Raw genomic sequence first — 7978 nt, forward strand, 5'->3', positions numbered from 1 at the left:
ATGGCCGTGACGGTGAGGACGAGGGCGAGGGCCGCGACCAGTCCGACGGCCGCGGCGGCCAGTGCACGCATACGAGACCTCCTGGCGGGGTTCCCCGGTTTCCCCACGGCACCTGACGAGGTGTCAGGAATGCGGCAGGTTAGCAACCCGCGCCTCGGATGAGAACCACGCGCACGGTCCTTGCCGGCCCCTGGGCGAAACGCGCACCGCCCTCCCCTTCCCCGGGGCGACCCTCGGTCGGGCCGGTGGCGGCTCGGCCGGCCGTCCCGGGGCCACACGCGTACGGTTTTCCCGGCCCGGACGAAACACGTACGACCCTCTCGGCCCAGACGCACACGTACGACCCTCCCGGCCCGGAAGAAACACATACGGCCCTCCCCTCCCCCAAGGCGAAAGGGGGCGGGAAGGGCCGTACCGGAATCCGGGTCCGTCAGTGCGCCGCCGACTCCCAGTCGCGGCCGACGCCGACCGACACGTCCAGCGGTGCACGCAGCGAGACGGCCCCCGCCATCTCGCGGCGGACCAGCTCCTCCACCGGCTCCCGCTCACCGGGCGCGATCTCCAGCACGATTTCGTCGTGCACCTGGAGCAGCATCCGCGAGGTGAGCTCCCCGGCCTCCAGCGCCTGACCGACCCGCAGCATCGCGACCTTCACGATGTCGGCGGCCGTGCCCTGGATCGGGGCGTTCAGCGCCATCCGCTCGGCCGTCTCACGACGCTGGCGGTTGTCGCTGTTGAGATCGGGGAGGTAGCGGCGGCGGCCCAGCATCGTCTCCGTGTAGCCCGTGGCACGGGCCTCCACGACCACACGCTGCAGGTAATCCCGCACGCCGCCGAACCGCTCGAAGAAGGTGTCCATCAGCTTGCCCGCCTCGGCGGGCGCGATGTTGAGCTGCTGCGAGAGGCCGAACGCCGACAGACCGTAGGCCAGCCCGTACGACATGGCCTTGATCTTCCGGCGCATCTCCGGATCGACCTCGCTCTTGGCGACGCCGAAGACCTGGGAGGCCACCGTGGTGTGCAGATCCTCGCCCGACGCGAACGCCTCGATCAGGCCCTCGTCCTCCGAGAGGTGGGCCATCACCCGCAGCTCGATCTGGCTGTAGTCGGCCGTCATCAAGGACTCATAGCCCTCACCGACCACGAAGCCCCGGCGGATCGCCCGGCCCTCGTCCGTCCGCACCGGGATGTTCTGCAGGTTCGGGTCCGTGGACGACAGCCGGCCCGTGGCCGCCACGGTCTGGTTGAACGTCGTGTGGATCCGCCCGTCGGGGGCGATCGCCTTGATCAGGCCCTCGACCGTGGACCGCAGCTTGGCCTGCTCACGGTGGCGCAGCATGATCACCGGGAGTTCGTTCTCCGTCTGGGCGGCGAGCCAGGCGAGGGCATCGGCGTCCGTGGTGTACCCGGTCTTCGTCTTCTTCGTCTTCGGCAGGCCCAGCTCGCCGAAGAGCACCTCCTGGAGCTGCTTGGGCGAACCCAGATTGAACTCCCGGCCCGCCGCGGCGTGCGCCTCCGTGACAGCCTGCTGCACAGCCGCCGCGAACTGCTGCTCCATCCGCTCCAGCCAGCCCCGGTCCGCGGCGATACCCGCCCGCTCCAGGCGGGCCAGCAGCGCGCTCGTCGGCAGCTCGACATCGGTGAGCAGCCCGGCCGCGCGCACGTCCTTGAGCCGGCCCGTGAACGCCTCGCCCAGGTCGAGCACCGTACGGGCCCGGCCCATCAGGGCGTCCGCCTCGGCCTGCTCGTCCGCGCCGAAGGCCAGCTGGCCGTCGCCGGCGGCGGCCGTGGCCAGCTCACGGCCCAGATACTCCACCGACAGCGCCTCCAGGTCGAAGGACCGGCGGCCCGGCTTGACCAGATAGGCGGCCAGCGCCGTGTCCATCGTGACGCCCTCGACGGCGGACCAGCCGTGCTCGGCGAAGACCCGCATGACGGCCTTGGCGTCGTGCATCACCTTCGGCCGGCCCGCGTCCGCGGTCCACGCGGAGAACGCCCGCTCGTCCGCCTCGTCCAGCTCGGCGGGGTCGAACCACGCGGCCGGGCCCGCACCCGTGGCCAGCGCGATCTCGGCGACCCGGCCGCTGCCCAGCGACCAGGAGTCCACCACGGCCACACCGAGCACATGGATGGCGTGCTCGGCCAGCCACGGCGCGAGCTCCCCCGCGCCCAGCACCACGCCGTCCACCTCGGCCCCGGCGGCCGGCGGCGTCTCCTCCGCGGCGGCCGCCCCACCCGGGTCCGCCGCCAGCAACCGGTCCCGCAGGCCCTGGTTACGGATCTCCAGACCCTCCAGGAACGCGGTCAGCGCCGTACGGTCGTACGCCTCCCGGACCAGGCCCTCCGGGCCCACCGACAGCGCGACATCCCGCACCATCTCCGTCAGGCGGCGGTTGAGCTGCACGGCCTCCAGGTGATCCCGGAGGTTCTGCCCGACCTTGCCCTTGACCTCCTCGACCCGCTCCACCAGCTCCGCGAACGAACCGAACTGGTTGATCCACTTGGCGGCGGTCTTCTCGCCCACCCCCGGAATACCCGGCAGGTTGTCCGACGGGTCACCGCGCAGCGCCGCGAAATCCGGATACTGCGCCGGCGTCAGCCCGTACTTCTCCTGCACCTTCTCCGGAGTGAAGCGCGTCAGCTCCGAGACACCCTTCGTGGGATACAGCACCGTGACATCGTCGGAGACCAGCTGGAAGGCGTCACGGTCACCGGTGACGATCGAGACGTGGAAACCCGCCGTCTCCGCCTGCGTCGTCAGGGTCGCGATCACGTCATCGGCCTCGAAGCCGTCCACCGCGAACCGCGGCACCCGCATCGCGTCCAGCAGCTCACCGATCAGCTCCACCTGACCCTTGAACTCGTCCGGCGTCTTCGAACGCGTCGCCTTGTAGTCCGGGAACTCGTCCGAACGCCAGGTCTTGCGCGAGACGTCGAACGCCACCGCGAAATGCGTCGGCCGCTCATCACGCAGCGTGTTCGCCAGCATCGACGCGAAGCCGTACACCGCGTTCGTCGGCTGCCCCGACACCGTCGTGAAATTCTCCGCGGGCAGCGCGAAGAACGCCCGGTACGCCATGGAGTGCCCGTCCATCAGGAGCAGGCGGGGGCGGCCTCCCTCCACCACGTCGGTGCCGGTCTCTGCGCTCATCTTCGTTGCCTTTGCTGCCACGCCCCCGATCCTGCCACGGCCCACTGACAATGCGGGCCACGCGCACCTCCCCCCACCGCCCGTGCCCGACACCCACGCCGGACCCGCGCCCGCACCGACCGCTCAAGGGGGAGCGAGATGGCAGGCAAGCCGCCGACAGGCGATCCGGTCCAGGACGCACCCGACGTCACCGCCCCGCAGCACGCCGCCGCCGGACTCCCGGCCATCGCCCACACCCTGCGCATCGCCCAGCAACAGATGGGCGTACGCCGCACCGCCCTCACCCTCCTCAAGGTCAACCAGAAGGACGGCTTCGACTGCCCCGGCTGCGCCTGGCCCGAGCCGGACAAACGCCACGCCGCCGAATTCTGCGAGAACGGCGCCAAGGCCGTCGCCGAGGAAGCCACCCTGCGCCGCGTCACCCCCGACTTCTTCGCCGCGCACCCCGTCGCCGACCTCGCCGCCCGCAGCGGCTACTGGCTCGGCCAGCAGGGCCGCCTCACCCAGCCCATGTACCTGGCCGAAGGCGCCGACACCTACGAAGCGGTCACCTGGCAGCGGGCCTTCGACATCATCGGCGAGGAACTCACCGCCCTCGCCACCCCCGACGAAGCCGTCTTCTACACCTCCGGCCGCACCAGCAACGAAGCAGCCTTCCTCTACCAGCTCTTCGCCCGCGAATTCGGCACCAACAACCTGCCCGACTGCTCCAACATGTGCCACGAGTCCTCCGGCTCCGCCCTCACGGAGACCATCGGCATCGGCAAGGGCAGCGTCCTCCTCGAAGACCTCTACAAAGCCGACCTGATCATCGTCGCCGGACAGAACCCCGGCACCAACCACCCCCGCATGCTCAGCGCCCTGGAAAAGGCCAAAGCCGGCGGCACGAAGATCATCACGGTCAACCCGCTCCCCGAAGCGGGCATGGAACGCTTCAAGAACCCCCAGAACGCCCGCGGCCTCGCCGCCGGCGGCACCCCGCTGACCGACCTCTTCCTCCAGATCCGCCTCGGCGGCGACCAGGCCCTCTTCCGCGCCCTCAACCACATCGTCCTCGGCACCGACGGCGCCCTGGACACCGACTTCATCCGCGACCACACCCACGGCTTCGAGGAATTCAAGAACGCCGCCGGCGCCCTCGACTGGGACCGGACCCTGCGCGCCACCGGCCTGCGCCGCGACGAGATCGAACGCGCCGCCCGCATGATCCTCGACTCCCGCCGCACCGTCGCGTGCTGGGCCATGGGCCTCACCCAGCACAAACACGCCGTCCCCACCATCAAGGAAGTCGTCAACCTCCTCCTCCTGCGCGGCGACATCGGCCGCCCCGGCGCCGGCGTCTGCCCCGTCCGCGGCCACAGCAACGTCCAGGGCGACCGCACCATGGGCATCTTCGAACGCCCCGCCCCCGCCTTCCTCGACGCCCTCCAGAAGGAATTCGGCTTCGACCCGCCCCGCGCACACGGCCTCGACGTCGTTCACGCCATCCGCGCCCTGCGCGACGGCCGGGCCAAGGTCTTCTTCGCCATGGGCGGCAACTTCGTCGCCGCCTCACCCGACACCGACGTCACCGAGGCCGCCATCCGCCGCGCCCGGCTCACCGTCCACGTCTCCACCAAGCTCAACCGCTCCCACGCCGTCACCGGCGCCCGCGCCCTGATCCTGCCCACCCTCGGCCGCACCGAGCGCGACCACCAGGCCGGCGGCGACCAGTTCGTCACCGTCGAGGACTCCATGGGCATGGTCCACGCCTCCCGCGGCCGCCTCGCCCCCGCCGGCCCGCACCTCCTCTCCGAACCCGCCATCGTCTGCCGCCTCGCCCGCCGCGTCCTCGGCACCGCCAGCACCACACCGTGGGAAGAGTTCGAGAAGGACTACGGCACCATCCGCGACCGCATCGCCCGCGTCGTCCCCGGCTTCGAGGACTTCAACGCCCGCGTCGCCCGCCCCGGCGGATTCACCCTCCCCCACGCACCCCGCGACGAACGCCGCTTCCCCACCGCCACCGGCAAGGCCAACTTCACCGCCGCCGACGTCGAATACCCCCAAGCACCCGCGGGCCGCCTGCTGTTGCAGACCCTGCGCTCCCACGACCAGTACAACACCACCATCTACGGCCTCGACGACCGCTACCGCGGCATCAAGAACGGCCGCCGCGTCGTCCTCGTCAACACCGACGACGCCCGCGAACTCGGCCTCGCCGACGGCTCGTACGCCGACCTCGTCAGCGAATGGACCGACGGCACCGAACGCCGCGCACCCGGCTTCCGCGTCGTCCACTACCCCACCGCCCGCGGCTGCGCCGCCGCCTACTACCCCGAGACCAACGTCCTGGTCCCCCTCGACCACACCGCCGACACCAGCAACACCCCCGCCAGCAAGTCCCTGGTCATCAGGGTGGAACAGCACCGCGAGCCGGCACCGGACGGCCCCGCGTGAACCCCACCCCGGCGGGCAGCCAAGGCCGTTGACCTGATAAGACGTTCACAACGCAACGACCTACGCACCGCAACGGCCAAGGACGATCGGAGCAGGACATGGGTGAGCAGAGCCGGACCACGTTCCCGCAGGAGGTCCTGGACCAATGGGCCGGCAGCGGACTCGACCTGCCCGCCCTGTTCTCCGCCGGACACCTCGGGGAACGCATGAGCGTCCGCGTCGTGGAGGCGTCCCCCGACCGGGTGGTCGGCACGATGCCCGTCGAGGGCAACACCCAGCCGTACGGGCTCCTGCACGGCGGCGCCTCGGCCGTCCTCGCCGAGACCCTCGGCTCCGTCGGCGCGATGCTGCACGGCGGCCCGGGCCGGATCGCCGTGGGCGTGGACCTCAACTGCACCCACCACCGCGGGGCCCGCTCCGGGCTGGTCACCGGCGTGGCCACCCCCGTCCACCGGGGCCGCTCCACCGCCACGTACGAGATCGTCATCACCGACGAGCAGGACAAGCGGGTCTGCACCGCCCGCCTCACCTGCCTCCTGCGGGCGAACGAGACGCCGGGCACGACCACCGCCTGACGGACGTCGCCGGGGCCGGGCTCCACCACCTGACGGACACCGTCGCCCCCCGGGCACCGGTCATCGGTCATCGGACCCGGCCGCCCCCGATACCCCTCAGCCAGTCCCCCGCACATCACCGTGCGTAATATTCTCGCGATGCGGCGCCGCTGATCCACTTCACGCGGGCGCCGCTTTCGTGATCTCCGCGGCCGTTCGAGAGCCGCGCCGGCCGCTTCAGGGCCCACACCTCCTCCGACTCCTTAGCGGAGCTGCACATTCCTGCGCAACGGATGATGAAAATCTCCGCATAAGACCGGGACTGTCCGTGTGGTTCTCCTACACGAATGAGGCGGGAGTGACCTGCGTCATAACAAGACAGTCACATCATGGCCAGCACCTCTGCCCCAGATCGCCGCACAGCCCTAGAGTCACGGCCAGTCACCACCCCCGCCGGGCGGTTCACACCTCGCACCTCGCCGCCACACCTCACCACACCACCCGGCACGCGGAACGGCACCTCAGCAGAGGGGGCCTCGCCAGGGAAGGGAATCACCGTGCGACACCGTTCCTTGCTCATCCTCACCACCGCGCTCACCACCGGCGCCCTCACCCTCAGCGCCTGCGGCTCACGCGACGACAAGGGGGGTGGCGACAACAGCGACGGCAAGAACACCACCGTGGTCATCGGCGTCGACGCCCCCCTGACCGGCGACCTCTCCGCACTCGGCCAAGGCATCAAGAACTCCGCCGAACTCGCCGTCAACACCGCCAACAAGGCCAAGGAAGTCCCCGGCGTCACCTTCGCCCTCAAACCCCTCGACGACCAGGCCCAGCCCACCTCCGGCCAGCAGAACGCCACCAAACTCGCCGGCGACAAACAAGTCCTCGGCATCGTCGGCCCCCTGAACTCCAGCGTCGCCCAGTCCATGCAACAGGTCGCCCAGTCCAACAACGTCGCCCTCATCTCCCCGGCCAACACCACCCCCGACCTCACCCAGGGCAAGGACTGGAAACAGAACAACCGCAAGCGCCAATTCACCACCTACTTCCGCACCTCCACCACCGACGAGGTGCAAGGCGCATTCGGCGGCCAGTACGCCTACGAGAAAATCAAGGCCAAGACCGTCTACATCATCGACGACCAGAAGACCTACGGCGTCGGCCTCGCCGCCGCGTTCGCCGCCAAATTCACCTCACTCGGCGGCAAGGTCCTCGGCAACGAACACGTCAACCCCGACGACCGCGACTTCAAGGCCATCGTCTCCAAGGCCAAGACCGCCAACCCCGACCTCGTCTTCTACGGCGGCGAATACCCCGCCGCCGCCCCCCTCAGCCAGCAAATCAAGGACGGCGGCCTCAAGGCCCCCCTCATGGGCGGCGACGGCATGTACAGCGCCGACTACATCAACCTCAACAAGAAGTCCGCCGGCGACTACGCCACCTCCGTCGGCAAGCCCGTCGAAGAACTCGGCTCCGCCAAGAAATTCATCACCGACTACAAGGCAGCCGGCTACAAGGACCGCTATGAGGCATACGGCGGCTCCACCTACGACGCCGCCTGGGCCCTCGTCCAAGCCGTCAAGAAGGTCGTCGCCGACAACAACGGAAAACTCCCCGACAACGCCCGCGCCAAGGTCGTCGAAGCCCTCAACAAGGTCAGCTTCAACGGCGTCACCGGCACCGTCGGATTCGACCAGTACGGCGACACCACCAACACCATGATCACCGCCTACCAGGTCGACAGCAACACCTGGAAATCCCGCCACAGCGCCGAATACAAGCGCTGACACCGGAACGGAACGCAGGCCCACCGGTCCATCGGGCGCACCGG

Annotated in this window: 4 protein-coding genes; 3 read left to right on the plus strand and 1 reads right to left on the minus strand. The window is 69.9% G+C overall.

All coding sequences use genetic code 11. From position 1 onward, the window contains the following. Positions 1–430: 430 nt before the first annotated feature. Positions 431–3151 carry a DNA polymerase I gene (polA, locus tag J7E86_RS15920; RefSeq protein WP_215082335.1) on the minus strand — a complete coding sequence of 907 codons (2721 nt, stop codon included), beginning with the start codon at positions 3149–3151 and terminating at the stop codon, positions 431–433. Positions 3152–3289: 138 nt separating this feature from the next. On the opposite strand from polA, the gene J7E86_RS15925 reads away from it, so the two are divergent. From J7E86_RS15925 to J7E86_RS15935, 3 genes are all read left to right on the plus strand, one after another. After that, complete coding sequence (locus J7E86_RS15925) at positions 3290–5590, plus strand: FdhF/YdeP family oxidoreductase (RefSeq protein ID WP_215082336.1); 2301 nt, start codon at positions 3290–3292, stop codon at positions 5588–5590. A gap of 98 nt (positions 5591–5688) precedes the next feature. Further along, entirely contained in the window at positions 5689–6165 is a 477-nt protein-coding gene (locus J7E86_RS15930; protein ID WP_215082337.1) for a PaaI family thioesterase, read from the plus strand. Between the two features lie 551 nt (positions 6166–6716). Next, positions 6717–7934 carry a branched-chain amino acid ABC transporter substrate-binding protein gene (locus J7E86_RS15935; RefSeq protein ID WP_215082370.1) on the plus strand — a complete coding sequence of 406 codons (1218 nt, stop codon included), beginning with the start codon at positions 6717–6719 and terminating at the stop codon, positions 7932–7934. Positions 7935–7978 lie beyond the last annotated feature (44 nt).

This window comes from Streptomyces sp. ISL-11 (assembly GCF_018614525.1).
Lineage (GTDB): Bacteria > Actinomycetota > Actinomycetes > Streptomycetales > Streptomycetaceae > Streptomyces.

Excerpts from the sequence above, each read along its gene's own strand:
- polA (WP_215082335.1), bottom strand. The coding sequence starts at position 3,151 with ATGAGCGCAGAGACCGGCACCGACGTGGTGGAGGGAGGCCGCCCCCGC.
- J7E86_RS15925 (WP_215082336.1), top strand. The coding sequence starts at position 3,290 with ATGGCAGGCAAGCCGCCGACAGGCGATCCGGTCCAGGACGCACCCGAC.
- J7E86_RS15930 (WP_215082337.1), top strand. The coding sequence starts at position 5,689 with ATGGGTGAGCAGAGCCGGACCACGTTCCCGCAGGAGGTCCTGGACCAA.